Here is a 26,360-nt window from a genome sequence, read left to right as displayed (position 1 = left end):
GTGAAATCCGGGCGGCTGCAACGCAACCAGCCAAAAAGTCTGCACGCGACCGAGTTACCGTCGCGCAACCTCAGTTGTTGGTCGTCGCTATCCGCAGGGTGAATCCGCCGCGATGGCGATGCAGCGTGACATCAGCGCACATTTGGTGGGCCAGCCATAGTCCGAGACCGGCGCCTGTGGTGTCGGAAGCGCGCAGAAGACCGGCATAAGGATCCGTCGGGCCGGCGCCCGCGTCGGTGACATGGGCGACGAGCCGATCGCGGTAATTCCAGATCCGCAGCGTCGTCGGCGCGGTGCCATAGACCATCGCGTTGTCCACGCCCTCGCTGACTGCGAAGATCATGTCGCTCACCGTTGAGTCGCCGAGCGCCGTCAGAGATTGCTCGGCGATGCGCCTAACCGCAGACCGCGCCGCGTCTGCGGTGGGATTCGTCAGCGTGATAGACGGCGGTTCGGGTTCGGGCGGTGGCGGGTTGTTGATGAGGCCGGCAAGAAATCCGGTGGGGTCGACGAAGTCTGGGTTGATCACATGCCCACCGTCAACGGTGGCGAGATGCGGATGGGTACGGGTCACGTCGGCGAGCACCTCTGCGGGCGTGTGGCGCACGTCGTAGGGGCACAAACCCCACACGGGGTACGCGTTGTAGGCGTCGTTGACGGCGGCTTCGTACCGCGCCCACCACCCCCACTCCACACCGACACCGGGATGCGGGACGTCCCCGACGATGCGGATCTGAGTGGCACCCTTGCGCGTGTGCTCTGCCATCAACTCCTGGTACGCGCGGATCGAGGCGGCCGGCCGGGCATATTGCATCTCCCCCGACAGGAAGGAAATGCCGCGGGTTTTCGTCAGCGCCGAACGGACCAGTTGGCTATTGGCCTCACCCAAGGTGACGAGCGTTGGTTCTCCGGCGGCTACCCCGTCGGCGAGGAACGGCAGCACGATCGCAAGAAATTCGTCGTCGCTGCCGTACAGCGCCGCCTCGTGAAAGTAGCCTTTCGTCCCTGATGCTGCGCCCGACCTCACGCTGACTCCCCCACGCCGACGAAATCGAGATTCATCAGCTGGACGATCCGTGCCACCAAGTAGCCGGGATTGCGAAGGACTATCCGCGCCTGGTGTTGCCGCCCGAGTTCGTCCAGTTCGACGATGGCGTGATGATCGACGAAATCAAGGCCGGCCACGTCGATGTCGACAGGCTCGCCCTGCGCTAAATCGGTGCGGCGCAACGCCTTCCGAAACAGGGTCTGCACCGACCGGTCAATCTCGCCCGCCAGCGCCACGCCCGATTCGGCCGCATGCCATCGGAACATTGTTCTGGCGTTGCTGACCGGATGCATGCAGGCCAGCTCCGCGACCGCGTCGGCCCCGAGCACTGCCCGGTCATACCCGCACATCGCCGAGAACGGGTGACCGATCATGTACCGATCGATCTGGTGTTCATAGCGGGCGAAGGCATCTAGCTGCGCCGGTGTTACAACCAGCGGCGTGGCATCGGCCGCAACCCGTAGCCCAGCAAAGCCGGCCGCCAGCGCCGCCGACGTGGCCGCCGCATACGCCGCCACCTGCTTGACTCCGGACACGACATGCCCCACGCCGTACGTGCCTCGAACCGACTCTATGTGCACCGCATCGGCACGATCCGGGGCCAGCTCGCCGAGCAGCCACTCCCTCAGATCCGCGATTTCGTCCGACGAACCCGCCGACACATACCGGACCTGGAGTCCTTGGGCCAGGCCGTCGGCCAAAAAGGCCTTGGCCTTCGTCGCAAAGGTAGCGGGGTCGTCATAGGCCAAACACACATGGTCTCGTGGGCCGAAGCCCTCCACGGAGCCCATGACCATCGATGCCCGCACTGCTCCAGCATAGGCTCACGCAGTCGGGCCGTGTTCGATTAAGAGCAACGCCTCAATCCAATAAGTCAGGCCGGCGTTCTCGCGTGCGTTGCACCGCCTGCTCGTGACGCCAGGCGGCGACCTTGCCGTGATCGCCCGAGAGCAGCACATCCGGCACGGCCAGCTCACGCCAGATCGGCGGCCGGGTGTAACTCGGCCCTTCGAGCAGACCGTCCTTCTCCGGTGAGTGCGAATCATCCTGATGCGAGCGCGGATTGCCCATCACGTTCGGTAGCAACCGCACCACCGCCTCGATCATCACCAACGCCGCCACCTCACCGCCGGCCAGCACGTAGTCACCGATCGACACCTCTTCGACCCGCATCCGCCGGCGCGCGTCCTCGGCCACCCGCTGATCGATGCCTTCGTAACGGCCGCAGGCGAAAACCAGGTGCCGCTCCCCCGTCCACGCTTGCGCGTCGTTCTGGGTGAACAGCCGCCCCGCCGGCGTCGGGATCACGAGAACGGTTTCCTCAGTGCAGATCTCGTCGAGAGCCGCCCCCCACACCGGGGCTTTCATGACCATGCCGGGACCGCCGCCGTACGGGGCGTCGTCGACCGAGTGGTGCACGTCGTGAGTCCAGCGGCGCAGATCGTGCACGGCAAAATCCACGATGCCCGACTCGATCGCCTTGCCCGGCAGGGACTGTCGGACGGGGTCGAGATACTCGGGAAAGATCGAGATGACGTCGATGCGCATCTCAGCCCAGACTGTCCAGGTCCAGAAGCCCGTCCGGAGGATCGATTTCGACGATGCCGTCGGCCAGCGACACCGACGTCACGATCGCACCGACGAACGGCACCAGCACTTCGGCACCGTCAGCGCCGCGCACCGCCAGCAGTTCCCCGCCTGCGGTGTGCAGCACTTCGGTGATGGTGCCGACGGCGCGACCATCGACAGTGCGCACCGCCAACCCCTCGAGTTGGTGGTCGTAGAACTCGTCGGGATCCTCGATCGGCGGCAGCTCCGCGGAATCGACGACAAACAGGTTGCCCCGCAACTCGTCTGCGGCATTGCGATCGGAGACGCCCGCCAACCGGACCAGCAGCCGCCCGCCGTGCGGACGGACCGCCTCGACGACCACGTCGCGCCCACCTCCGCCACGAGATGGCTTGAGGTGCAAGGTGTTACCTGGCGCAAAACGCTCGTCGGGGTCGTCCGTGCGGACGTCGACCACCAGTTCGCCGGTGATCCCGTGAGCCTTGGCCACCCGCCCGACGACGAGTTCCATTGCGTTACTGGTCGGTGTCCACCACGTCGACGCGAATCCCGCGGCCACCGATGCCGGCGACCAGGGTGCGCAACGCGGTCGCGGTGCGACCACCGCGGCCGATCACCTTGCCGAGGTCATCGGGATGGACGTGGACCTCAACCGTGCGTCCCCGCCGGTTGGTGACCATGTCGACGCGGACGTCGTCGGGATTGTCGACGATCCCGCGGACCAGATGCTCCACGGCGTCGACGACGACCGAGCTCATTCTGCGGCGGCCTCAGTGGACTCGGCAGCCGGCTCAGCGGTCTCGGCGGCCGGCTCAGCGGCCTCGGCCTTCTTGGCCGGAGCCTTCTTCTTCTTGGGCTGAGTCGCCTCGCCACCCGGGGCGCCATCGGCCTCGGCGAGTGCGGCGTTGAAGAGGTCGAGCTTGCTGGGCTTGGGCTCCTTGACCTTCAGCGTGCCCTCGGCGCCGGGCAGACCCTTGAACTTCTGCCAGTCACCGGTGATCTTCAGCAGGTTGAGGACCGGCTCGGTGGGCTGGGCGCCGACGGACAGCCAGTACTGCGCGCGCTCGGAATCGATCTCGATAAGGCTCGGCTCTTCCTTGGGGTGGTAGCGGCCGATGACCTCGATCGCGCGGCCGTCACGACGGGTGCGCGCGTCGGCGACAGCGATGCGGTACTGGGGGTTGCGGATCTTGCCAAGCCGGGTGAGCTTGATCTTGACAGCCATGAACTAACTCCTGTGGGTATCACGCTGCAATTCAGCGATGCCGGCGGATTGCCGGATCCGGTTTTGCCTCGCGCGCGTGACCAGCCCGCAGCCATAGTCGCGGGTCGGACAGCCGCCCATTGTGCCAGACGGCGCTGGTCAGGTGTTAATCGCGAGAGCAGCCCCCGCGGCGCTCAGACGATCTTCTGGATGCACTTCTGCTCGACGCGACGCGTCATGCGCCAGCCGTCGGGCGTGCGGACGAACGCGTCGTCGTACCAGAGCCCGCAGAACATGATCTGACCGTCGTCACCGAGCGCCATCGGGTTGAACAAGATCGTTCGCGACGTCGCGGTATCGCCGTTGAGGCGGATGTCGAAGTTGCCGAGCATGTGGAAGTACGCCGGAAAGTTCGGCAGCACCTCCGCCAACCAGGCCTTGATGTCGGGATAGGCGCCCGCGATCCCGCCCAGTTCGGTGTAGTCGATGTGGGCGTCGGGGGTGAAGACGCGATCAAGGTCGTCGAACCGGCGGCTGTCGATCGCCGTGGAGTAGTCCACCAGCAGCTGCTGGATCTCCAGGCGATCCGAAATCTCTTCAAGACTCAGCATGCGCGTGATTCAACACCGGATGGCTGCGCTCGGCTGGCGGGGTCCACACCTGCGGGACACTTTCTACTAAGGTTTGCCTAACCAAATCTTCGGAATGGAGCTCGCTGTGCCGGAACCCGGCTTCTCACTGATCATTGGCTACGCGAGTGACATGGGCACCGCCGAATACATCGCCATGCAGCTGGCCGACGCCGTCAAGGCGGCCGGGGTCGACGTCACCGAGATCGAACTCAACGATGTGGCGCTCGACGACGTCCGGGCAGCCACCCACCTCATCGTGGTGGCCTCGACGTTCGGCGAGGGCGAAGTGCCCGACAACGGCACCGTGTTCTGGGAGGAGCTGTCCGCCTCCGACGCCCGCTTCGACGGTCTCCGCTACGCGGTCCTGGCACTGGGCGACAGCTCCTATGAGTTGTTCTGCAATGCCGGACGGATCATCGACGCCCGACTGGCGGAGATGGGCGCGCAGCCATTGGCCGACCGGGTCGAATACGACTGCTACCGCGAGGGCGACGCCAAGGGGTGGATCGCCGACATCGCCACGATCCTCGCGGAGGCCGCCACCGCCGCACCCGCCTCGGCGCTGCCGGCGGCACCGAAGCCTGCGTCGAGCCGCCGTCCCGAATTCACCCCGTGGACCGACGCGCACCCCTTCACGGCGACCGCCGTGGTGAACCGGCTGCTGACGTCGCCGGAGTCCGATAAAGAGGTCCGCCACATCGAGCTGGATCTCGGCGATTCCGGAATCACGTATCAGGCCGGTGATTCGGTGGCGGTGCACCCGGTCAACTCCCCCGAGTTGGTCGAGGCGATGCTGGCCAAGCTGGGTGTCGACGACAGCTACGTCTTCGGCGACACCGGCCTACCGCTGGGCGAACTGCTGGCCGGTCATCTGGAGATCTGCGCTCCGTCGCGAGCCCTGCAGGCGCTGGTCGCCACCCGCGCCGACGACTCAGAGGCTGCGGCGGCGCTGGGGTCCACCGACGCGACGGTGGTCTCGTCGTGGCTGCACGGTCGCGACGTGCTCGACCTACTCGAGCTTGCCGAGCTGGAGCCCGACGAGGTTCTGGAGACGTTGCGGCCCTTGCAATTTCGCGACTACTCGATCGCGTCCAGCCCGCTGGTCCATCCCAACCACCTGCACCTGACCGTGGCGACCGTGCGGTATCAGTGCCGTGGGCGCGCCCGCGGTGGCGTCGCCTCCACATTTTTGGCCGATCGCGGGCAGCAGGTCCGAATCCATCTACGCCCCAACCACAATTTTCGGCTGCCCGCCGCCGACGTGCCGATCATCATGGTCGGGCCGGGCACCGGCATCGCGCCGTTCCGGGCGTTCCTGCATGAGCGCCAGGCGACCGCCGCGCCGGGCAAGTCCTGGCTGTTCTTCGGCGACCGGCGTCGTGCGACCGATTTCCTCTACGGCGATGAGCTCGTGCAGTTCCGGGACTCCGGCGCGCTGAGCCGGCTGGATCTGGCGTTCTCCCGCGAGACCGACGCGCCGAAAACATACGTCCAACACCGGATGAAGGACAACGCCGCTGAGCTGTTCGACTGGCTCGCCGAAGGTGCGCACCTGTATGTGTGCGGCGACGCCGACCGGATGGCCAAGGACGTCGACCGCACCCTGCACGAGATCGTCGCCGAGGCCGGCGGCATGGACGCCGCCGCGGCACACTCCTACGTCAACGAGCTGATCAAGTCGCATCGATACATGCGGGACGTCTACTGATTCTCAGCGGGTTAGGCTCAGAGCCCATGCGCAGACTTCTCGCGGGCCTGGCGACGTCGCTCAGCTTATTGACGGCAACGGCAGGAATTGCCAACGCGGACAACATCGATCAGCCCGCGGGCTCGGTGCCGATTCCCGATGGTCCCGCGCCCGCATGGATCATCGCCGACATGGACACCGGCCAGGTGCTCGCCGGCCGTGACATGTATGCCGCCCACCCGCCGGCCAGCACGATCAAGACCCTGCTCGCCCTGACCGCGCTGGATGAGCTACCTGATCTGAACGCGACCGTGGTGGCCAGCAACTCCGACACCCTCGTCGAATGCAATTGTGCGGGTGTGCGACCCGGACGCGTGTACACCGCGCGTCAGCTGCTCGACGGGCTGCTGCTGGTGTCCGGTAACGACGCCGCCAACACTCTGGCCGACATGCTCGGCGGCTACCAGGCTGCGGTCGACAAGATGAACGCGAAGGCCGTCGCGATCGGGGCGACCAACACCCACGCGACCACACCGTCGGGACTGGACGGAGCGGGTGGTCCGGGGTGGACCACCCCGCACGATCTGGCCGCGATCTTCCGTGCGGCGATGGCCAATCCGGTGTTCGCACAGATCACCGCGCAGCCGGTGGCGATGTTCCCCGGCGAGACCGGTGACAGGCCGCTGGTGAATCAGGACGAGCTGCTGGCGCGCTACCCGGGTGCGATCGGCGGTAAGACCGGCTTCACCGACGCCGCCCGCAAGACGTTCGTCGGCGCCGCCGACCGTGGCGGCCGCCGCCTGGTGATCGCGATGATGTACGGCCTCATCCGTGAGGGCGGGCCGACGTATTGGGATCAGGCAGCGGCACTGCTGGATTGGGGTTTTGCGCAGAACCCATCCGAGAGCGTCGCCGCGCTCTAGATCGCCCGGCTAGCGGTGTCCGCCGCCCGAATTGAATCCCGGCTGAGCAGCGTCACCTTCGCTGATCTGGTACGGCGGGGTGGCCAGGTCGTTCGGGGTGGCCACGATCGCCGAGTTGTTATCCGACGGCGGGGCACCGGCGGAAGCCTGGTTGTCCGGCACGACCTGGAAATTCGAATCGGAGTCCGGCACGACGACCGGCGCCGCGGTGCTGCCGGGGGCACCCGGTACCCAGGCGAGGAGGTCGCGGGTGCCGTCGTTGAAGACGACGCTGTTCGGGATATCGCCGACGACGTCGAAGTAGAGCATTCCGCCATTCGACGCCCCCCAGATAGAGGGGTAGAAATCGCCGGACTCAGCCCGGGCCCCGAAGCGCTCGATGAACGGCGGGTAATTGCCACCGAACCCGTCGATCGTCAGCTTGGCCGAATACAACTTGCCGTTGTGTGGCACCGGGTCCGAACTGGGCTTGAGCTTGCCGACGGCGTAGCCGATGTAGGGCAAGCCATTTGGCCCGTTCAAGGTTTCCTGCTCGCCGAACACCCTCACGCTGTCGACGGCCCAGGCCGGCGCGGCGGTGACGCCGGCAACGCCGAGCGCGGCGACGGTGGCGGTCACTGCGGCCAGTTTCGCGATCTTCACGGTGTCTCCCAGCTGATCGATGCCAACATTTCCAGGGTTGTTTCCACTGACTTTACTGTGACGTACCTCTCACCGCCCAGACAATGCGGTGTCTGCGTGATCCATCCCGACGACGCGTAAACCCGTCGCGCGTCATCGCAACACATTCGAGACGCGCTCGCGTCATTGCCGAGGCGGGCGCTGATTAGCGTCGGCAGTCATGCCGGCCCGCCCGTTCGTCGCGATGCTGGGCATCGCCATGTCCTTGGTGCTGGTCGCGCCGGCCGCGGCTGCGCCCACCCCGCAACCGGCGGGGGCGGTGACCGCGCCGCCCGACGGTCCGGCGCGGGCATGGCTGGTCGCCGACCTCGACAGCGGCCAGATCCTCGGCAGCCGTGACCCTTACGCCGCACATGCGCCGGCCAGCACCATCAAGCCGCTGCTGGCGATGGTGGTACTCGACCAGTTATCGCCCAACGCCGCGATCCGTGCGACCGCCGCGAACGTCGGCGTGGAGTGCTCGTGTGTCGGGCTGGTACCCGGCCAGGTCTACACAGCACGCCAACTCCTCGACGGACTGCTGCTGGTGTCCGGCAACGACGCGGCCAATCTGCTGGCCGACATGCTCGGTGGTCAACAGGCCGCCGTGCAGAAGATGAACGCCAAGGCCTATCAACTCGGCGCACGCAACACTCGGGCGGGTTCGCCGTCGGGGCTGGACGGACCGGGTTGGGAGTCGGTGACAACACCGCACGACCTGGCGGTGATCTACCGGGAAGCGTTGCGCTATCCCCTGTTTGTCCAGATCGTCCACCAGCACTCGGCGCTGTTTCCCGACAAGTCCGGGTTCAAGGAGATCAAGAACCAAGATCGCTTGCTGCGCAGCTATGCCGGGTTCATCGGCGGCAAGAGCGGCTACACCGATCTCGCCCGCGAAACCTACGTCGGCATGGCCCAGCGCAACGGCCATCGGCTGATCGTGGTCGAGATGTACGGCGACGACGACCTGTGGAACCAGGCCGGTCAATTACTCGACTGGGGCTTCAGCCACTACCCGGCGTGAACCACCGCAAACGCGGCGCTATTCGCTTGACATCGGAAAGATCAACAATTCAGCAATATTGCCGAATTGACGTCCATTCGAGCTAATTAGCTCTACTCTCAGGTCGGCCCATGGGCCGTTCTTATCAGCGTTGGTTTCGGGACGGGGATCGTTGATGGAGTACAGCACGGGTCAGACGCGCAGGCGCAGAGCCGCACACAAATTCGCTGCGTGGCTGGCGGCGGGCACGATCACCGCGGGCCTCGGCGCCGCGATGGTGGGCGGCACCGCCGTCGCATACGCCGACACCGGATCGTCCGGGTCCGCGTCGCACTCCAGCTCGGAGGCATCGAACTCCACTGCGACAAAGCGTGATTCAACCGGCTCGTCGCGCCGGTCGGTCGCCAAGCTCGCACCGAAGCCCGGCCCCGCCAGCGCGGGGGCAAGCGAGCCGAGGTCCCGGTCCCTCTCCCTGGTTCCCGACTCTGCCGCGGTCAAGCCCAAAGCCGCTGCGACACCGCAGCAGCCGACACCCCAGCAGATTCTTCAATACACGTTCTTCAACAGATCACCGTCGGTTACTCCTACTCAGAGCGCGCAAAGCGGTGAGAACAAAGAGATCACCGGCGCGCTCAACGGCACCAGCAACAACGGGCTCGGCCTGACCTACAAGCTCACGCAGAACACCAAGTACGGCGATCTCAGCTTCGACCAGAGCACCGGGCAATACACCTACGTCGCCCGCCAAGACTTGATCACACCGGGAATCACCGATCAGTTCACCGTCGCGGTCAGCAACGGCGCCGGCGCCAAGCTGCCGGGTGTACTCGGCCAACTTCAACTCGCCCTGCACTCGATGGCTGTCGCCCTCGGGGCGGCCAAACCGGACACCGTCGAAAAGACGATCACGATCGCGGTCACCGGCACCGGCCAGTACGGGACTCCCGACACGAACGCGAAGTGGTACCAGGACCAGCAGGTCGACAACAGCTGTGTGCTGGTTGCCGACGCGGGGATCATCGGCCAGCTGACCGGGGATCTGCCGACCGAGCAATACATGATCACGCTGGCGAAAAACACGACGAGCGTGTCGAACCCGCCGCGAAAGATGTACCTGGGCACCCAGGCGGAAACCAAGTTTGCCGGGCTGACGATCGTTGACGGCGTGGCCCTGTTGAAGCAGTTCGGTATCGACGGGACCTATACGACGTACAAGACCGTGCCGCGGGGCGGCCAAACGCGACAAGAGGCCGCGCAGGTCAAGGCCGCGGACGGGAACCGGGCACTGACTGCCCTCTCGGCTGCCCTTGCCGCGGGCAAGGCGGCGATGGTCGACGTCGATGCAGATTCGATCGTCAAGGCAGCCAACGGGCAGGTCAGCGACACCATCGCAACGGAAACCAACCACATGGTCGTGGTGACCGGCGTCGACATCAAGGCCGGACTGGTCTACCTCAACGACGGCAATCTGAGCAAGGGCAGCGTCGGCATCCCCATGAAGGCATTCCTGGATTCGTGGGGCGCAGATAACTTCGGGCTCGTCACCGCGCAGAAGGCAGTGTCCGAGGCGTCGTTGCCCGCCGCGACCGTGACCCTGTCCATCGCCGCCTGACCCGCGCCCGCATTGATCCAGAACTGAGAGCGATATTTCGGCGAAATCTTCGCTCTCAGTTCTGGATCAACGTCAGTAGACCCGACCGCGCAGTATCACCCGGTCAGGGTTGGCCAAGATGTCGGCGCCGCCGCGGGGGTCCTCGGTGAAGCACACCAGATCCGCGGGCGCACCGTCGTCGAGAACCGGCCGGCCGAGCCAGCGACGCGCATCCCAGCACGCCGCGCCGAGCGCATCGGTCGGGTTCATCCCGATGCGCTTGAGTGCCTCGACCTCGTCGGCGATGCGGCCGTGCACGATCGTGCTGCCGGCATCGCTGCCCGCATAGATCGGCACGCCTGCCTCCCGGGCGGCCGCCACCCGCGGATAACAGCTGGCATAGAGGTCGCGCATGTGGGCGGCGTAGGTCGGGTATTTGCTTGCGGCGTCGGCGAATCCGGGGAAGTTCTCGATGTTGATCAGGGTCGGCACCAGCGCGGTGCCGTGCTCGACCATCATCGCGATCGTGTCGTCGGTCAGGCCGGTGCCGTGCTCGATGCAGTCGATGCCCGCACCGATCAGTCCCGGCAGCGCGTCCTCACTGAACACGTGGGCGGTGACCCGGGCACCCTCGTCGTGCACGGCGGCGATCGCCGCGCGCAGAACGTCGTCGGACCACAGCGGCGCCAAGTCCCCCACCGAACGGTCGATCCAGTCGCCGACCAGCTTGACCCAGCCGTCGCCGGCCCGGGCCTGGGCGGCCAGCGCCTCGGGCAGCTGCCACTCATCCTCGAGTTCGATGGCGAAGCCGCGCGAATATCGCTTGGGGCGCGCCAGATGTCGGCCGGCGCGGATGATCCGCGGCAAGTCGTGGTGATCGTCGAGACTGCGGGTGTCGGTGGGCGATCCGCAATCGCGCAGCAGCAGCGCGCCGACCTCACGTTCCCGCTCGGCCTGGGCGATGGCCTCCTCGAGCGGGATCTCGCCGTGCTCACCCAGCCCGACGTGGCAGTGCGCGTCGACCAGGCCGGGCAGAATCCAGCCGCCGTCGAACACGGTTTCGGCATCCGCGACCGGTTCGGCACGCAGGATGCCGTCGACGATCCACCACTCGACGAGCTGGCCGTCGGGCAGACTACGGCCCCGGACGTGGAGCGCGGGCACTACTTCTTGCCCGGGAACTTCAGCTTGGACAAGTCGAAATCGGCCAGCCCGGGCGGCAATTCGTTGAGGCCTTCGGGCATACCGGACAGGTCCGGGAAGCCGCCGGCGAGCAAGGGATTCTGCTTCGGCGGCGTCGGACCGCGGTTGCCCTTCTTCTTGCCCGCCTGCTTGTTCTTGCCCTTGACGTTCTTCTTCGACGAGCGACGCCCGAACGGCATGCCCATCGCTCCGGCCATCTGCGACATCATCTTTCGTGCTTCGAAGAAGCGATCGACGAGCTGGTTGACCTCCGACACCGTGACACCGGAGCCGTTGGCGATACGCAGCCGGCGTGAGGCGTTGATGATCTTCGGGTCGGCCCGCTCCTGCGGCGTCATACCGCGGATGATCGCCTGCAGGCGGTCGAGCTGCTTGTCGTCGACGGCGGCCAGCGCGTCTTTCATCTGGCCCGCGCCGGGCAGCATGCCGAGCAGGTTGCCGATCGGCCCCATTTTGCGGATGGCGAGCATCTGCTCGAGGAAGTCTTCCAGCGTGAGTTCGCCGGAGCCGATCTTGGCGGCGGCCTCCTCGGCCTTCTGCTGATCGAAGACCTGCTCGGCCTGCTCGATGAGGGACAGCACGTCGCCCATGCCGAGGATTCGACTGGCCATCCGGTCGGGGTGGAAGACGTCGAAGTCCTCGAGCTTCTCGCCGGTCGACGCGAACAGGATCGGCACGCCGGTGACCTCGCGGACCGACAGCGCCGCACCACCGCGGGCGTCGCCGTCCAACTTGGTCAGCACCACACCGGTGAACCCCACTCCGGACCCAAACGCCTCGGCGGTGGCCACGGCGTCCTGACCGATCATCGCGTCGAGGACGAACAGGGTCTCGTCCGGGCGCACGGCGTCGCGGATGGCGGCCGCCTGCGCCATCAGCACGTCGTCGATGCCGAGGCGGCCCGCGGTGTCGACGATGACGACGTCGAAGTGCTTGGCCTGCGCCTCGGCCAGGCCGCCGGCGGCGACGGCGACGGGATCGCCGGGGCCGGCCCCCTCCGTGTCGGCGGCGTCGGGCGCGGTGCCCGGATGGGGGGCGAAGACGTTGACGCCGGCGCGTTCACCGACGATCTTGAGCTGGTTGACCGCGCCGGGCCGCTGCAGGTCGCAGGCCACCAGCAGCGGGGTGTGGCCCTGACCTTTGAGCCACTTGGCGAGCTTGCCGGCCAGCGTGGTCTTACCGGCGCCCTGCAGGCCGGCCAGCATGATGACCGTCGGCGGGTTCTTGGCGAAGGCCAGCTGACGGGTCTCGCCGCCGAGGATGCCGATGAGCTCCTCGTTGACGATCTTGACGACCTGTTGGGCGGGGTTGAGCGCGCCGGAGACCTCGGCGCCGCGCGCCCGCTCCTTGATGCGGTTGACGAAAGCGCGCACGACCGGCAGCGATACGTCGGCCTCCAGCAGCGCCAGCCTGATCTCGCGCGTGGTGGCATCGATATCGGCGTCGGTCAGCCGGCCTTTGCCACGCAGGCCGGCCAGCGCACCGGTCAACCGGTCGGACAGGGATTCAAACACGGGGTAAGCCTAGCGGTCGACGTCCGGCACCGAGATCGACGCCATGGTCGCGCCTAGGCCGCCATTACGACCATGGTGTCGGTTTCGCGCGGGACTAGCTGGCTTCCTCGGCGGGCTTGGCGGGCGGCGGAGTGGGCAGCACCTCGAAGAGTTCCCGCTCCAACTCGGACCGGGCGGTATCGGCGGTGTGCGACGCGGGCACCGAGATGCCGAACGCGTCGACCACCGACGATCCCAGCGTGGTGATCTTGGCCCAGCCGATGTCCGCGCCGGCCCGCTCGAACACGCCGGTCAGCATCGCGAGCAGCCCGGTGCGGTCGGTGGTGCGGATCTCGACGATCAGCTGGCCCTCCTCGCTGCCGGCGTGCCACAGGATGCGCGGCGGCGCCGGCACGGCGTTGATCGGCACCGCCGGCTTGTGCTCCCCCACCCGTCCGGTGCCGTACTGCGCCGCCTCTTGGTCGCGCTTCTCCAACGCGGACATGACGTCGAGCTCGCCGCGCAGGGCGAGGATGAATTGCTGACGCAGGAGCTCGGCGGCGGGCGGCGCGCCGAAGTGGGGCGAGACCACGAAGGTGTTGATCGCCGTTCCCCCCGCGCTGTTGACCGATGCCGAATGCACCCGCAGCGAGTTGAGCGCCAGGACTCCGGCGGCCTTGGACAGCAGACCGCGGCGGTCCGGGGCGATCATCGCCACGTTGAACGTGTGCACGCTCTCCCCCGGCGTCATCTCGACGTGCACGCCGCCGTCGGCGGCAAGCGAAAGATGATGCGGGTCAATGGGATCCGCCTGCGGTTGCGGTTCACCGGCGATCATCAAGCGGCAGCGCCGGACCAGGTCGCCGATCAGCGAGGCCTTCCAGTCCCCCCACACCCCGGGACCCGTGGCCAGTGAATCCGCCTCGGCCAGCGCATCGAGCAACTCGAGCAGCACCGGGTCGCCACCCAGTGCATCGATGACGCCCGAGATGGTCTTGGGATCCTGCAGGTCCCGGCGGGTCGCGACGTCGGGCAGCAGCAGGTGATACCGGACGATCGCCGAGAGCACGTCGATGTCCGAGGGCCACAGGCCCAGCCGGGTGCCGACCTGCACGGCCAGCTCGGCGCCGATCACACTGTGGTCCCCGCCGCGGCCCTTGCCGATATCGTGCAGCAGCGCGCCCAGCACCAGCAGGTCCGGGCGCGACACCCGCGTGGTGAATGTGCTTGCCCGCGCGACGGTTTCAACGAGATGCCGGTCGACGGTCCAGATGTGCACGACGTCGCGGGGCGGCAGGTCGCGCACGGCCCCCCACTCAGGGAAGAGTCGCCCCCACAACCCGGTGCGGTCGAGCGCCTCGATGGTGGCCACCGTGGTCGGACCCGCGGCCAGCAACACCAACAAGTCCTTGAGTGCGTCGCGCGGCCAGGGGGTGCGCAGTTCCGGCGCCGAGGCCGCCAGCCTGCTCAACGTCGAGGCCGACATCGGCAGCCCGGTGGTCGCCGACGCCGCGGCGACCCGCAGGATCAGGCCCGGGTCGCGCTCGGGGCGGGCGTCGCGCGCCAGGATCACCTCGCCGGCGAATTCCACCACCCCTTCGTCCAGCGGGCGCCGAGTTGGCCGGCGCAGCACCGAAAGTCCGCGCTTGGGAAGGGCGTTGGCCGCGGTGCGCAGGCCCGCATCGACGTAGTAGCTGATGGTGCGCGCGGCGTCGGAGAGCACCCGGGCCAGATCGAAGCGGTCACCGATGCGCAGCGCCGCACCGATCTCGTCGGCGAACTGGGCCAGCAGCTGGTCGCGGCCACGCTTGGACGACCGGTGAAGTTCGGTGCGCACATTGAGCAGCGACAGATGCGCGCCGCCCAGCGAGCCGGTCGGTGACACCAGCGAGTGGCTCGGGTACACGTCGGCCAGCTGGGCGATCGCCAGCGCATTGAGCAGCTGGACATCACGCAGGCCGCCGCGGCCGCATTTGAGGTCGGGCTCGGCACGGTGCGCGATCTGACCGCTGCGCTGCCAGCGTGCCTGGGTGTGCTCGACGAGTTCGTCGAAGCGGGAGGCGATCCCGGTGCGCCACTGCCGTCGCGCCCCGCCGATCAGCAGCTGAGACAGCTCGGCGTCGCCGGCGATGTGCCGCGCCTCCAGCATCGCCAGCCCGGCCGAGATGTCCTCGTTGGCCACCGCCAACGCCTCGGGCACCGTGCGGACACTGTGATCGAGCCGAATATTGGCGTCCCACAACGGATACCACAGCAGTTCGGCCACCTGGGTGACGATGTCGGCGGGCATGTTGTCGTGCAGCAGCATGAGGTCGAGATCGGAGTACGGGACGAATTCGCGGCGGCCCAGGCCGCCGGTCGCGACGATGGCGAAGCCGCTGGTGGCGGTGATCCCGATCTCGGTGGCCTTGGTGGTCAGCCAGAACTCGTGAAGGTCCAGCAGGGCGTCACGCAGTGCAGCCGAATCCAGTTGTCGCTGACCGCCTTCCAACAGTTGCTTGTTGGCGGCGGCCAGATCTTTCGCGGGTTTGGACGAACCCGCCGCCGGTGCCTCCCATCGGGAAGCGCCGGCGGCGGAATCTCTTGATTGCTTTGTCATCTCAGTCCTCCAACGGCCGACCCTCGATCAACGCTCACTCGGTGTGGCCGCGAAAGAACCTCACAACGTGTGCGTCAGAGAGCGTCGGACCCACGCTCACCGGTGCGGACCCGAACAACGGTCTCCACCGGGCTGACCCACACCTTGCCGTCGCCGATCTTGCCGGTCCGTGCGGCCTGCACGATGACGTCCACCACCTTGTCGACGGCGGAGTCATCGACGATGACCTCCACACGCACCTTGGGCACGAAGTCCACCGAGTACTCCGCACCGCGGTAGACCTCGGTGTGACCCTTCTGACGTCCGTAGCCCTGGACCTCGCTGACGGTCATCCCGAGGATTCCCGTCTGCTCCAGACCCGTCTTGACGTCTTCCAGCGTGAACGGCTTGACGATCGCAGTAATCAGCTTCATTTCCCTCATTCCTCCGCGCCGTGACGTCCGAGAACCGAGCCGGTGCCGGCGGTTGCGAAGTCGTACGCGGTCTCCGCGTGCTCGGCTTCGTCGATGCCGGATGCCTCTTCCTCGCGATCAAGCCGCAGTCCGATGGTGTACTTCACGATCAAGGCCAAGATAGCTGTCCCGATGGCGGAGTACCCCAGAACCGCGAAGGCACCGATGGCCTGCTTGATCAGCTGATCGAAGCCACCGCCGTAGAACAGGCCGGAAACCGCGGCCGGGGCCTCCGAGGTGGCGACCAGGCCGACCATCAGGGTTCCGAACAGACCACCGACGAGGTGCACGCCGACCACGTCGAGCGAATCGTCGAAGCCCAGCTTGTACTTCAGGCCGACCGCGAGAGCGCAGACGATGCCGGCGCCCGCGCCGATCGCCAGCGCGCCAACCACATTCACCGACGAGCAGGACGGGGTGATCGCGACCAGGCCGGCCACGATGCCCGATGCCGCACCCAGCGTGGTGGCGTGACCATCGCGAATCCGCTCGGTGAGCAGCCAGCCCAGCATCGCGGCACCGGTGGCGACGGTCGTCGTGATGAACGTGACACCGGCAATTCCGTTGGAGCCCACCGCAGAACCGGCGTTGAAGCCGTACCAGCCGAACCACAGCAGACCGGCGCCGAGCATCACGAACGGCAGGTTGTGCGGGCGCATCGGGGTGCCCGGCCAGCCGAGGCGCTTACCCAGGATGATCGCCAGCACCAGGCCCGCGGTACCGGAGTTGATGTGCACCGCGGTTCCACCGGCGAAGTCGATTGCCTTGAGCTTGTTGGCAATCCAGCCACCGGTCTCACCGGTGACACCGTCGAAGGCGAACACCCAGTGGGCGACCGGGAAGTACACGAACGTGGCCCACAGGCCGGCGAAGACCAGCCAGCCGCCGAACTTCAGGCGATCGGCGACTGCGCCCGAGATCAGGGCGACGGTGATGATGGCGAACATGAGCTGGAAGGCGACGAACACCACCTGCGGAATGGTTCCGGCCAGCGGGATCGAAACGGCCGCATCCTCCGGTTTGAGTTGCAGGTAGGTGCCACCGATCAGCCCCTTGAGGCCGAAGTACTGAGTGGGATCGCCGAACAGATTGAACTTGTCATTGCCGAACGCCAGCGAATAGCCGTACAGCACCCAGAGCACTGTCACCACGCCCATGGCACTGACGCTCATCATGATCATGTTGAGCACACCCTTGGCACGCACCATGCCGCCGTAGAAAAAGGCCAGACCAGGCGTCATCAGCAGCACGAGCGCGGAGCTCGCAAGCATCCATGCTGTGTCGCCGGTGTCCGGCACGCCCATCACCGGGAATCCATCCACTCGCAGTTTCTCCTTCACCCATGCCACGGTTAGGCACCGTTGACCTAGGCCAAGACAATGCGCAGTGGTTGTTTCAGCCGAGACGCCTAGGTGTTTCGCGCGTGTGAACGGATCGGCAGTCTTCGTTTCGCCGGTGTTACATCCCGCAATTGACGCCGCCGCGAACGCTTTCCGAGCTATCCGAGCAGCGCGTCGACGAAAGCGGCTGGCTCGAACGGGGCGAGATCGTCGGGGCCCTCGCCCAATCCGACGAGCTTGACCGGTACACCGAGTTCCTGCTGAACGCGGAAGACGATGCCGCCCTTGGCGGTGCCGTCGAGTTTGGTGAGCACCACCCCGGTGATGGCGACGACGTCAGCGAACACCCGGGCCTGCGCCAGACCGTTCTGCCCGATCGTCGCGTCGAGCACAAGCAGCACCTCGTCGACGGCCGCCCGTTTTTCCACGACGCGCTTGACCTTGCCGAGCTCGTCCATCAGACCGGTTTTGGTGTGCAGCCGCCCGGCGGTGTCGATGACGACGACGTCGGCGCCGGCTTCGATGCCCTTGTCAACCGAATCGAAAGCCACCGACGCCGGATCGGCCCCCTCCGGGCCACGGACGACGTCGGCGCCGACCCGCGACGCCCAGCTCTGCAACTGGTCGGCGGCGGCCGCGCGGAAGGTGTCGGCCGCACCGAGAACGACGCGGCGCCCGTCGGCCACGAGAACGCGGGCCAGCTTGCCGACCGTGGTGGTCTTCCCGGTTCCGTTCACGCCGACGACCAACAGCACCGACGGCTTGTCCTCGTGCGGCAGCGCCTTGATCGAGCGGTCCAGGCCGGGGTTCAGTTCGGTGATCAGCACGTCACGCAGAATGGCGCGGGCGTCGGCCTCGGTGCGGACGGTGGCGCTGGCCAACCGGCTGCGCAGCTGCTCGATCACCGAGGTGGTGACCACCGGGCCGAGGTCGGCGATCAGCAGAGTGTCTTCGACCTCTTCCCACGAGTCTTCGTCGAGGTCACCGCCGCCGAGCAGGCCGAGCATGCTGCGGCCGAGCGCGTTCTGCGATTTGGCGAGCCGCCCGCGCAGCCGTTCGAGCCGGCCTTCAGCTGGCGCGATGGTGTCGATCTGGGGACCGGCCGGCGCGGGCGGTGCCTCCGCGGCCGGTGCGGGCTGGGCTTCCGGCTCGACCGGAGGGGCCGGCGGCGCTACTCCGGTGTCACGGGCAACCGGTTCCTCGGCGACCGGCGGCTCGGGCAGCCGTACGTCTTCGATCGGACGCGTGATCGAGTCGCGCGGGATGGCGGCGTCGTCACCGACTCCCGGCAGCCCGGTGGTGTCGATGGTGGGCGGCTTGGGTGCCGGCGCTTTCGGGGGCGCAGTTGTTGCTGACGATTGTGTGAACGAAATGCCCGACGATGCGCTGTATCCGCCGGATCGGTCGATCGGTGTGGGACTCTCTGAGCTGCGGCGCAAACTGATTTGGCGTCGCCGGTAGCGAACCAGACCGATGATGAGTGCAGCGACGACCAGGACGGCGATGACCGCGATAGCGATCCAGAGACCCTCTGACACCGTGCCATTGTTTCAGGGCGCGGAGTGCCGACGAGTCGCCGGTGGGCAACGGGGTATGTAGTGACGATGGACCGGACGGGGATGGCGAGCCGCAAGCTGCGCCACATCGACGCCTGCCTGCACGGACCAGTTGAATACGAAACGGTCACCACCGGGTTCGAGAACTACCGGCTGCCCTACAACGCCCTGACCCAGACGAATTTGGGCACCGTCGACCTCAGCACCGGTTTCCTCGGCTCGCAGCTGCGCGCCCCCGTCCTCATCGGGGCGATGACCGGCGGCGCGGAGCTGTCCCGGACGATCAACCGCAACCTTGCCGAGGCGGCCCAGAAGCTTGGCGTCGGCATGATGCTCGGCTCGCAGCGCATCATGCTTGACGACCCCGATGGCACGGTGGCGGCATCGTTCAGCATTCGCGACCTCGCCCCCGACGTTTTGCTGATCGGCAACATCGGGCTGGCTCAGCTCTCCGATGACGTCGCACCGAAGATCGCGGCCGCACTGGACAGGATCGGCGCCGACGCGCTCGCGGTCCACACCAACCCGCTGCAGGAGGCGATGCAGGCCAACGGCGACACCGACTTCAGCGGTTCACTGGAGCGGTTGCGCCGGCTGGCCGACGACCTGCCCTACCCGATCCTGCTCAAGGAGGTCGGGCACGGCATCGGGTCGGCGGCCGCGGAGCGGCTGCGGGACCTGCCGATCGCCGCGGTCGACGTCGCCGGTGCGGGCGGCACGTCGTGGGCGCGGGTCGAGCAGCTGGTGCGGTACGGCGAGGTGTGCTATCCGGCGGTCGCCGAATGGGGTGTGCCGACCGCGCAGGCGCTCACCGAAGTTCGCGCCACGCTGCCGAACATGCCGCTGGTGGCTTCCGGTGGCATCCGCACCGGGGTCGATGCCGCGAAGGCCCTGATGCTGGGCGCCGATGTGGTGGCGCTGGCCCGTCCGCTGCTGGCCCCGGCGATCGAGTCGCCGGCCGCGGCGCTGGACGCGCTACACGGCTTCATCGAAGAACTTCGGGTGTGCCTGCACGGCTGCAGCGCGGCGGACCTGCCCGCGCTGCGGCGGCTGAGCCTCACACCCTGCGGCTGAGCCTGTCGACTGCGCCCTGCAGGGTCGGAACGACATCGAAGATCTCGGTCAGCCCGACCAGCTTGAGTGGCCGACTGGTGCCTGGCCCGTCGGCGACCACCGCAAACCCGATGTCCGGCGTTGCCGCCTCGTACGCGTCGACGAGGACCTGCATACCGGCCGAGCCGAGGAAGTTCAGGTCGGTCAGGTCGACGACGAGGGCGGCCGGTCGCTGGTCGAGAGTGCTGGTGAGTACCTGCCCGAGACGCGGCGACGTCAGCAGGTCGAGTGCGCCCGAAGCACTGACGACAGCGATTTCTCCCAGCCAGTGCAGGCGGGGATCGTATGCGTCCAAAGCCACCCTTGCGCGATCGGTGCCCGGGTGCCGGGCGTCAACTTATCGAAAGGCTGCTGGTTGAACCCCGGCGAACAGATTAGCTCACGGTGATGAACGGACTGGGCCAGCACCTGCGGGCGAGATTGGCGCTAGCGTGGGTGGTGATGGCAAACCAGTCCGCGCCCGAGGTCGCGCACCGCGACGTCGAGGTAGCACTGGACGGATCGCTGAATCTGCGTCGAACGGCACTCACGTTGCTCACCGCCGTCCGGCCTGCGCTGGCGGACTGGGCGGTACTGGCGATGCCTGATGAGCCCACCGGCGGCCTGGCGCTGCACGGCGGCACCAGCGTCACGTTCTCCGCTGTCATCTCCCGATCGTCGGCCAGCGAGCGCGGGATCGATCAGGTGCTGCGCACCGGCCAGCGACTACACCGCCACGTCGACCACGACATGTCACCGGCCGAGATCGGCACCCGATTACGCCATTCCGGCCTGGCCGAGGAACTCGCACGGCTGCGTCCGGTCGACGTGTTGACCCTGCCGCTGACCGCCCGTGGCGCGACGCTGGGTGTGTTCGTCCTCGCCCGCACCGAAGGCCGACGGTTCGACGCAGACACCATCGTGGAAGCCGAGCGGGTGGCCGCCAGGGCCGCGCTCGCCCTCGACTCCGCGCGGCTCTACGAAGAGCGCGGCCGGTTGGCCACGGTGCTGCAGCGCACGCTTCGACCCCCACAGCTGCCGCAGCTGACGGGGTTCTCGGTCGCCGCGCGGTATCGGCCGGCCGTGGAGCATCTCGAAGTCGGCGGCGACTTCTACGACGTGCTGGGTACCGACGACGACCTTCTCATCACCCTGGGCGACGTGTGCGGCAAGGGCGTGGACACCGCCGCACTCACCTTGCAGGCGCGCCAAACCATCCGTACCGCAACGCATTTCGATCGGTCCCCGGATCGGGTGCTCAACGCGTTGAATTCGGTGCTGTGTGACCAGAAGGTCGGCGCGTTCGTCACGGCGCTGTACGCCCGGGTTCGCCGCGGCCTCGACGGTCAGCCCGCCGAAGCCGATATCGCCGCCGCCGGGCATCCCGGTCCAATTCTGATTCGCGCCAGCGGTCACGTCGAGCAGGTCGACGTCTCCGGCATCGCGGCCGGGGTGAAAGCTGGTGTGCCGTACCGCCCCGCGAGGGTCCAGTTGCATCGCGGCGACACCCTGCTGATGTTCACCGACGGTGTCGAGGAGGCCCGTCGGGAGGAACGTCTGTACGGAGTGCCCCGACTGCTGGAAATCTTGCCCGCCTACGCCGGCGCCGGCGGCGAGGTGATCTGCGAAGCCGTCGAGCGCGACGTCCTGGAGTACCTCGACGGTGATCCCCACGACGACATGGCGCTGCTGGCGGTCACATGCGAGAGGTGACGCGGCTCGCGGAGTACCAGAAGGCGTTGGCCACCAGGAACCGAGTGCAGGCGACCGGCATCGTCACCGATCTGCTCAAGAACGGCGCCGACCCGGTGGCCGTGCTGACCGAGGTGATCGCCGCCTCGCAGCGCGACGTCGGACTGCGTTGGCAACGCGCCGAATGGACCGTCGCCGACGAACACGCCGCCACCGCGATCTCGGTCGCCGCGACCCGCGCTGTCGGCGAGCACGTGAACGGAATTCCCCTGCGGGACAAGTCGGTTCTGGTGGCCTGCGCGGAGCGGGAATGGCACGAGTTGCCGGCCATGATCATCGGGTGCGCGCTGCGTGCGAACGGCTGGGACACCACTGTGCTGGGTGCTGCCACCTCGCCGATGCGGCTCAGCCAACATCTCGCCGACAGCGGACCCGATGCGGTGGCGATCAGCTGTTCGGTGCTGGGAGCACTGCCCACCACGCGCCGCTTCATCGAGGCGGCCACCGCGGCCGGAGTGCCAACACTGGTCGGCGGTCCCGCGTTCGGGTACGACAATGTCAGAGCCCACGCGCTGGGTGCGACCGCCTGGGCCTCAGACGCCTACGCCGCGGTGTTGACCATGGAGGCGTTACCCACGATTGCCCCTGCCCTGCCGGAGATCTTGCCGACGGCCGCCAGCGAGCAGGCCTTCCTCGACCTGCATCACCGCCGAATCGTCGAGGCGCTGCGCGACCGGTGGTCACTGACGCGCGAACCGCACCCGAACGCAGCCTTCGCCGACCTGGCCAGTGACACGTTGAATCAAGCCCTGCACGCATTGTCCGCGGCGCTGCTGACTTCAGATCCCCGGCCGATCACCGAAACCGCCTGGTGGATCGGCGATGTGCTGGCGGCCCGCGGCGCCGACCCCGCGGTGGTGGCGGAGCTGGCGACGCTGCTCGGCGATGTTCTCGACGACTCGCCACTGGCGCGCGAACTTGTGCGGGCGCACTTCCACATCGAGAACGACTGAGCTACACCGGCTTACGAGCTCGCGCTGGCGACCAGTTCCTCGCCGCGCATCCGCTGCGAGATCACCGTGGTGATGCCGTCGCCCTGCATCGTGACGCCGTAGAGAGCGTCGGCGATCTCCATGGTCGGCTTCTGGTGGGTGATCACGATCAGCTGGGACTGTGCCCGCAGCTGTTCGAACAGCCCGATCAGCCGGCGCAGGTTCACGTCGTCGAGGGCGGCCTCGACCTCGTCCATCACGTAGAACGGCGAGGGGCGGGCCCGGAAGATCGCCACCAGCATGGCCACCGCGGTCAGCGACTTCTCGCCACCGGAGAGCAGGGAGAGCCGCTTGACCTTCTTGCCCGGCGGCCGCGCTTCGACCTCGACACCGGTGGTGAGCAGATCGTTGGGGTCGGTCAGCAGCAGCCTGCCCTCGCCGCCGGGGAACAGCGTCGCGAACACCTGCTCGAACTCGCGCTCGACATCGGCATAGGCCTCGGCGAACACCTGCAGGATGCGCGCGTCGACATCGGCGATCACGTCGAGCAGGTCCTTGCGGGCGGCCTTGACGTCTTCGAGCTGCGTGGCCAGGAAGTTGTAGCGCTCTTCGAGGGCGGCGAACTCTTCCAGTGCAAGCGGATTCACCCGGCCCAGCTCGGACAGTTCACGCTCGGCCCGCTTGGCGCGCCGCTCCTGCGTCGGACGGTCGAACCGCATGGGCGCGGGTGCGGAGACCTGCTCGCCGCGTTCCTTGGCCTGTTCGTATTCGGCCATCTCCAGCTCCGACGGCGGCAGTGCGATATCGGGGCCGTATTCGGCGATCAGGTCGTCGGCAGCCATGCCGAACTGCTCGAGCACCATCTGCTCGAGCTGTTCGATCCGCAGTGCCGCTTGAGCTTTGGCCACCTCGTCGCGGTGCAGCGAGTCGGTCAGCGCGGTGATCCGGGTGTTCAGCGCGGTGACCTCCTCCCGCGCGGCGGTCATCGCGGTGGCCCGCTCCTGGCGTTCGGCCGCCAGGGCGTCGCGGCGTCGGGACGCTGCCGCGACAACGCCGCTGAGGTGCTCGGCGACGCGGCGGCCGGATTCGGCCACCGCGGCCGCGACGGCGGCGGCATGCTCGCGAGCCGCGCGGGCCCGCTGAGCGCGGATGCGCGCCTCCCGCTCGGCCGCCGCTGCCCGGCGCAGCGAATCCGCCCGTCCACGAACGGCATTCGCGCGTTCCTCGGCGGTGCGCACGGCCAACCGCACCTCCACCTCGACGGCACGGGCTTCCTCGGCGGCGGCCTGCATGTACTGGCGGTCCTCCGGTGCGTCCTCGACCTCGGTCTGCCCCTCCTGGGCGGCGGCCAGCCGGTTCTCGAGTTCGGTGAGCTCCTCGACCGTCTGCAGCCGCCCGGCCTCGAGCTCGTCGCGCTGGGCCTGCTGACGGCGCCACTCCCCCTCAGCCGCACGGGCTTCCTGCCCGAGTCGGCCGAGCTGCTCGTAGATCGCCGCGATCTCGGCATCGGATTCGTTGAGTGCTGCCAGCGCCTGCTCGGCGGCGTCCTGTCGCTCACCCTGCTCGGTGAGCGCACCCGCCAGCGCCGCCGACAGCTCATCGACCTGGGTCTCGGCTGCGGCGAGTTCGCTTCTGGCCTTGTCGATTTCGCCGGTGATCTCCAGCGTGCTCGGTTTACGGTCGGAGCCGCCGGTGACCCACCCCGCGCCGACCAGGTCTCCGTCGAGGGTGACCGCGCGCAGTGTGGGCCGTGCCGCGACGAGATCCAGCGCGGCGCCGAGGTCGTCGACGACGGCGACGTCGGCGAGCATCGCCGTCATTGCGCCCTGCAGCCGCTCGGGCGCCTCGACCAGATCCAGCGCCCACAGCGCGCCGGCGGGCAGCGAACCGAACTGGCGCGGCGCAACGGGCCAGTCCCCCAACACGATTGCGGCGCGGCCGCCGTCGGCGTCCTTGAGCGCTCGCACGGCCGAGCGGGCGGCGTCGAAGTCATCGGCGGCCACCGCGTCGGCGGCGGCACCCAGCACCGCCGCCAGCGCCGCCTCGTAACCCGAACGCACTCTGACCAACTTGGCGATCGTGCCGAACAGCCCTGCACCGCTGCGGTTTTCGGTCAGCCACGCCGAGCCGTCCTTGCGCTCGAGACCCACGGCCAGCGCATCGATGCGGGCCCGCAGGGAGGCCACCTGTCGTTCGGCGGCGCGCTCGGCGGCCTGCAACTCGGCCACCCGTTCGTCGGCCAGGCGTAGCGCGGTGATCGTGCGGTCGTGATGTTCGTCGAGGCCGATTTCACCCTGATCGAGTTCACCGACGCGGCCCTGCACGGTTTCGAACTCGGCCCTGGCCTGCTGGGTGCGGGCGGCGGCCTCTTCGATCGCGTTGGTCAGCCGGGCGACACCCTCGTCGATGGACTCGACCCGGGCGCGCACCGTCTCCACCTGACCGGCCAGCCGGGCCAGCCCTTCGCGGCGGTCGGCTTCGGCTCGGACGGCGGCTATGTGTGCGCGTTCGGCCTCGGCGGCCGCACGTTCGCGCTCACCGAGTTCGGCGCGGGCGAACTCCAGCCGCGATTGCGCCTCGGCCAATTCGGCCAGCAGCTCCTGCTCACGGGCGGCGACCTCGTCGGCCTCGGCGTCCAGCGCATCGGGGTCCGGGCCGGTACTCGCGGTGGGCTCGGACTCCAAGTACTGGGCCCGCTCGGAGGCGATCCGGACGGTGGCGCTGACCCGTTCGGCCAGCGCGGACAGCCGGAACCAGGCCTGCTGGGCGGCATCGGTGCGTTCCGACAGCGTCGCCACCGCGGCCTCGTGGGTGGCCAGCGCCTCACTGGCGATGTCGAGGCGTTTCGCGGCCTCGTCGTGCTCGCGGCGCAGCGTGGTCTCGGTGTCGTCGGCGCCGGCGAACTCCGCACGCCGGGTGACCAGGTCGTCAGCGGCCAGGCGTAGGCGCGCGTCGCGCAGATCGGCCTGGATGGTCTGGGCGCGGCGGGCCATCTCGGCTTGGCGGCCCAGCGGCTTGAGCTGACGGCGCAGCTCGGTGGTCAGGTCGGTGAGCCGGGCCAGGTTGGCGCCCATCGACTCGAGCTTGCGGACCGCCTTTTCCTTGCGTTTGCGGTGTTTGAGCACACCGGCGGCCTCTTCGATGAAGGCTCGTCGGTCTTCGGGCCGCGACTCAAGGATCTGCGAGAGCCGACCCTGGCCGACGATGACGTGCATCTCGCGGCCGATACCGGAGTCGCTGAGCAGTTCCTGGACGTCCATCAGCCGGCAGCTGCTGCCGTTGATCTCGTACTCGCCCGCGCCGTCGCGGAACATCCGCCGGGTGATCGAGACCTCGGAGTACTCGATCGGCAGCGCATTGTCCGAGTTGTCGATGGTGAGCGTGACCTCGGCGCGGCCCAACGGCGCCCGCGACGACGTGCCGGCGAAGATGACGTCTTCCATCTTGCCGCCGCGCAGCGTTTTGGCTCCCTGCTCGCCCATCACCCAGGCCAGCGCGTCGACGACATTGGACTTGCCGGAGCCGTTCGGCCCGACCACACAGGTGATGCCGGGCTCCAGGCGCAGAGTCGTCGCCGCGGCGAAGGACTTGAAGCCCTTCAGCGTCAGACTCTTGAGGTACACG

At 67.8% G+C, this 26,360-nt stretch carries 23 protein-coding genes; 7 read left to right on the top strand and 16 right to left on the bottom strand.

The window, feature by feature from the left end; genetic code table 11:
• Nucleotides 1-70 precede the first annotated feature (70 nt).
• The 7 genes from K0O64_RS10405 to K0O64_RS10375 form a co-directional block, all read right to left on the bottom strand.
• Nucleotides 71-1,027 carry an anti-sigma factor RsbA family regulatory protein gene (locus K0O64_RS10405; protein WP_096311064.1) on the bottom strand — a complete coding sequence of 319 codons (957 nt, stop codon included), beginning with the start codon at nucleotides 1,025-1,027 and terminating at the stop codon, nucleotides 71-73.
• Nucleotides 1,024-1,797: an MEDS domain-containing protein gene (locus K0O64_RS10400; protein WP_217353564.1), complete on the bottom strand. Its 774-nt coding sequence runs from the start codon at nucleotides 1,795-1,797 to the stop codon at nucleotides 1,024-1,026. Before K0O64_RS10400 ends, K0O64_RS10405 begins: the two co-directional genes overlap by 4 nt.
• A 112-nt stretch (nucleotides 1,798-1,909) precedes the next feature.
• Entirely contained in the window at nucleotides 1,910-2,596 is a 687-nt protein-coding gene (trmD, locus tag K0O64_RS10395; RefSeq protein WP_096311063.1) for a tRNA (guanosine(37)-N1)-methyltransferase TrmD, read from the bottom strand.
• 1 nt (nucleotide 2,597) lies between these two features.
• Complete coding sequence (gene rimM / locus K0O64_RS10390) at nucleotides 2,598-3,128, bottom strand: ribosome maturation factor RimM (protein ID WP_096311062.1); 531 nt, start codon at nucleotides 3,126-3,128, stop codon at nucleotides 2,598-2,600.
• 4 nt (nucleotides 3,129-3,132) lie between these two features.
• On the bottom strand, nucleotides 3,133-3,375 hold the full coding sequence (locus K0O64_RS10385) for an RNA-binding protein (RefSeq protein ID WP_003928628.1): 243 nt from the start codon (nucleotides 3,373-3,375) through the stop codon (nucleotides 3,133-3,135).
• Nucleotides 3,372-3,842, bottom strand: a complete 471-nt coding sequence (gene rpsP / locus K0O64_RS10380; RefSeq protein WP_096311061.1) for a 30S ribosomal protein S16 — start codon at nucleotides 3,840-3,842, stop codon at nucleotides 3,372-3,374. Before rpsP ends, K0O64_RS10385 begins: the two co-directional genes overlap by 4 nt.
• 173 nt (nucleotides 3,843-4,015) lie before the next feature.
• Entirely contained in the window at nucleotides 4,016-4,432 is a 417-nt protein-coding gene (locus tag K0O64_RS10375) for a nuclear transport factor 2 family protein (RefSeq protein ID WP_096311060.1), read from the bottom strand.
• A 94-nt stretch (nucleotides 4,433-4,526) separates the two neighbouring features.
• Here K0O64_RS10375 and K0O64_RS10370 point away from each other — a divergent pair, with 94 nt between their 5' ends.
• Together K0O64_RS10370 and K0O64_RS10365 are read left to right on the top strand one after the other, a co-directional pair.
• Nucleotides 4,527-6,161, top strand: a complete 1,635-nt coding sequence (locus K0O64_RS10370) for a diflavin oxidoreductase (RefSeq protein ID WP_096311059.1) — start codon at nucleotides 4,527-4,529, stop codon at nucleotides 6,159-6,161.
• Between the two features lie 26 nt (nucleotides 6,162-6,187).
• A complete protein-coding gene (locus K0O64_RS10365) occupies nucleotides 6,188-7,063 on the top strand; it encodes a D-alanyl-D-alanine carboxypeptidase family protein (RefSeq protein WP_096311058.1) in 876 nt (291 codons plus the stop codon).
• A 9-nt stretch (nucleotides 7,064-7,072) separates the two neighbouring features.
• On the opposite strand, the gene K0O64_RS10360 is transcribed toward K0O64_RS10365, so the two are convergent.
• Nucleotides 7,073-7,705, bottom strand: a complete 633-nt coding sequence (locus K0O64_RS10360) for a DUF1942 domain-containing protein (RefSeq protein WP_096311057.1) — start codon at nucleotides 7,703-7,705, stop codon at nucleotides 7,073-7,075.
• Between the two features lie 199 nt (nucleotides 7,706-7,904).
• On the opposite strand from K0O64_RS10360, the gene K0O64_RS10355 reads away from it, so the two are divergent.
• Nucleotides 7,905-8,747: a D-alanyl-D-alanine carboxypeptidase family protein gene (locus tag K0O64_RS10355; RefSeq protein ID WP_096311056.1), complete on the top strand. Its 843-nt coding sequence runs from the start codon at nucleotides 7,905-7,907 to the stop codon at nucleotides 8,745-8,747.
• A 154-nt stretch (nucleotides 8,748-8,901) separates the two neighbouring features.
• Nucleotides 8,902-10,338 (top strand): hypothetical protein, encoded by a 1,437-nt coding sequence (locus K0O64_RS10350; protein WP_096311055.1) that lies wholly within the window; start codon nucleotides 8,902-8,904, stop codon nucleotides 10,336-10,338.
• 72 nt (nucleotides 10,339-10,410) lie between these two features.
• Here the strand turns inward: K0O64_RS10350 and K0O64_RS10345 are convergent, their stop codons facing one another.
• The 6 genes from K0O64_RS10345 to ftsY all read right to left on the bottom strand — a co-directional run bounded on the left by K0O64_RS10345 (nucleotide 10,411) and on the right by ftsY (nucleotide 18,942).
• Nucleotides 10,411-11,481, bottom strand: a complete 1,071-nt coding sequence (locus K0O64_RS10345) for a metal-dependent hydrolase family protein (protein ID WP_096311054.1) — start codon at nucleotides 11,479-11,481, stop codon at nucleotides 10,411-10,413.
• Nucleotides 11,481-13,034, bottom strand: coding sequence for a signal recognition particle protein (ffh, locus tag K0O64_RS10340; RefSeq protein ID WP_096311053.1), 1,554 nt, complete (start codon nucleotides 13,032-13,034; stop codon nucleotides 11,481-11,483). Before ffh ends, K0O64_RS10345 begins: the two co-directional genes overlap by 1 nt.
• Before the next feature lie 94 nt (nucleotides 13,035-13,128).
• The gene (locus K0O64_RS10335; RefSeq protein ID WP_096311052.1) at nucleotides 13,129-15,612 is read right to left on the bottom strand and encodes a [protein-PII] uridylyltransferase; all 2,484 of its coding nucleotides are present in this window, start codon (nucleotides 15,610-15,612) and stop codon (nucleotides 13,129-13,131) included.
• A 74-nt stretch (nucleotides 15,613-15,686) separates the two neighbouring features.
• Nucleotides 15,687-16,025, bottom strand: a complete 339-nt coding sequence (locus K0O64_RS10330) for a P-II family nitrogen regulator (protein ID WP_036339085.1) — start codon at nucleotides 16,023-16,025, stop codon at nucleotides 15,687-15,689.
• A 5-nt stretch (nucleotides 16,026-16,030) separates the two neighbouring features.
• A complete protein-coding gene (locus K0O64_RS10325) occupies nucleotides 16,031-17,368 on the bottom strand; it encodes an ammonium transporter (RefSeq protein WP_071949963.1) in 1,338 nt (445 codons plus the stop codon).
• A 194-nt stretch (nucleotides 17,369-17,562) separates the two neighbouring features.
• Complete coding sequence (gene ftsY, locus K0O64_RS10320) at nucleotides 17,563-18,942, bottom strand: signal recognition particle-docking protein FtsY (protein ID WP_096311051.1); 1,380 nt, start codon at nucleotides 18,940-18,942, stop codon at nucleotides 17,563-17,565.
• A gap of 66 nt (nucleotides 18,943-19,008) precedes the next feature.
• Here ftsY and fni point away from each other — a divergent pair, with 66 nt between their 5' ends.
• On the top strand, nucleotides 19,009-20,034 hold the full coding sequence (gene fni, locus K0O64_RS10315) for a type 2 isopentenyl-diphosphate Delta-isomerase (protein WP_096311050.1): 1,026 nt from the start codon (nucleotides 19,009-19,011) through the stop codon (nucleotides 20,032-20,034).
• On the opposite strand, the gene K0O64_RS10310 is transcribed toward fni, so the two are convergent.
• The gene (locus K0O64_RS10310) at nucleotides 20,018-20,368 is read right to left on the bottom strand and encodes an STAS domain-containing protein (protein ID WP_096312785.1); all 351 of its coding nucleotides are present in this window, start codon (nucleotides 20,366-20,368) and stop codon (nucleotides 20,018-20,020) included. The two genes, fni and K0O64_RS10310, sit on opposite strands and share 17 nt — an antisense overlap.
• Before the next feature lie 146 nt (nucleotides 20,369-20,514).
• Here K0O64_RS10310 and K0O64_RS10305 point away from each other — a divergent pair, with 146 nt between their 5' ends.
• Both K0O64_RS10305 and K0O64_RS10300 read left to right on the top strand, forming a co-directional pair.
• On the top strand, nucleotides 20,515-21,765 hold the full coding sequence (locus tag K0O64_RS10305; RefSeq protein WP_096312784.1) for a PP2C family protein-serine/threonine phosphatase: 1,251 nt from the start codon (nucleotides 20,515-20,517) through the stop codon (nucleotides 21,763-21,765).
• Nucleotides 21,753-22,757, top strand: coding sequence for a cobalamin B12-binding domain-containing protein (locus K0O64_RS10300; protein ID WP_096311049.1), 1,005 nt, complete (start codon nucleotides 21,753-21,755; stop codon nucleotides 22,755-22,757). Before K0O64_RS10305 ends, K0O64_RS10300 begins: the two co-directional genes overlap by 13 nt.
• Nucleotides 22,758-22,768: 11 nt before the next feature.
• On the opposite strand, the gene smc is transcribed toward K0O64_RS10300, so the two are convergent.
• Entirely contained in the window at nucleotides 22,769-26,359 is a 3,591-nt protein-coding gene (gene smc, locus K0O64_RS10295; protein WP_096311048.1) for a chromosome segregation protein SMC, read from the bottom strand.
• Nucleotide 26,360 lies beyond the last annotated feature (1 nt).

It is taken from the genome of Mycolicibacterium pallens (assembly GCF_019456675.1).
Classification (GTDB): Bacteria; Actinomycetota; Actinomycetes; order Mycobacteriales; family Mycobacteriaceae; genus Mycobacterium; species Mycobacterium crocinum.
The sequence above is the reverse complement of the archived record's forward strand: the minus strand, read 5'-3'. Positions and strand labels throughout refer to the sequence as shown.

What these genes read in the sequence shown, in the direction of transcription:
- trmD (WP_096311063.1), bottom strand. Translation starts at nt 2,596, where the DNA reads ATGCGCATCGACGTCATCTCGATCTTTCCCGAGTATCTCGACCCCGTC.
- rimM (WP_096311062.1), bottom strand. Translation starts at nt 3,128, where the DNA reads ATGGAACTCGTCGTCGGGCGGGTGGCCAAGGCTCACGGGATCACCGGC.
- K0O64_RS10385 (WP_003928628.1), bottom strand. Translation starts at nt 3,375, where the DNA reads ATGAGCTCGGTCGTCGTCGACGCCGTGGAGCATCTGGTCCGCGGGATC.
- rpsP (WP_096311061.1), bottom strand. Translation starts at nt 3,842, where the DNA reads ATGGCTGTCAAGATCAAGCTCACCCGGCTTGGCAAGATCCGCAACCCC.
- K0O64_RS10375 (WP_096311060.1), bottom strand. Translation starts at nt 4,432, where the DNA reads ATGCTGAGTCTTGAAGAGATTTCGGATCGCCTGGAGATCCAGCAGCTG.
- K0O64_RS10370 (WP_096311059.1), top strand. Translation starts at nt 4,527, where the DNA reads ATGGAGCTCGCTGTGCCGGAACCCGGCTTCTCACTGATCATTGGCTAC.
- K0O64_RS10365 (WP_096311058.1), top strand. Translation starts at nt 6,188, where the DNA reads ATGCGCAGACTTCTCGCGGGCCTGGCGACGTCGCTCAGCTTATTGACG.
- K0O64_RS10355 (WP_096311056.1), top strand. Translation starts at nt 7,905, where the DNA reads ATGCCGGCCCGCCCGTTCGTCGCGATGCTGGGCATCGCCATGTCCTTG.
- K0O64_RS10350 (WP_096311055.1), top strand. Translation starts at nt 8,902, where the DNA reads ATGGAGTACAGCACGGGTCAGACGCGCAGGCGCAGAGCCGCACACAAA.
- K0O64_RS10335 (WP_096311052.1), bottom strand. Translation starts at nt 15,612, where the DNA reads ATGACAAAGCAATCAAGAGATTCCGCCGCCGGCGCTTCCCGATGGGAG.
- K0O64_RS10330 (WP_036339085.1), bottom strand. Translation starts at nt 16,025, where the DNA reads ATGAAGCTGATTACTGCGATCGTCAAGCCGTTCACGCTGGAAGACGTC.
- K0O64_RS10325 (WP_071949963.1), bottom strand. Translation starts at nt 17,368, where the DNA reads ATGGGCGTGCCGGACACCGGCGACACAGCATGGATGCTTGCGAGCTCC.
- fni (WP_096311050.1), top strand. Translation starts at nt 19,009, where the DNA reads ATGGACCGGACGGGGATGGCGAGCCGCAAGCTGCGCCACATCGACGCC.
- K0O64_RS10305 (WP_096312784.1), top strand. Translation starts at nt 20,515, where the DNA reads ATGGCAAACCAGTCCGCGCCCGAGGTCGCGCACCGCGACGTCGAGGTA.
- K0O64_RS10300 (WP_096311049.1), top strand. Translation starts at nt 21,753, where the DNA reads ATGCGAGAGGTGACGCGGCTCGCGGAGTACCAGAAGGCGTTGGCCACC.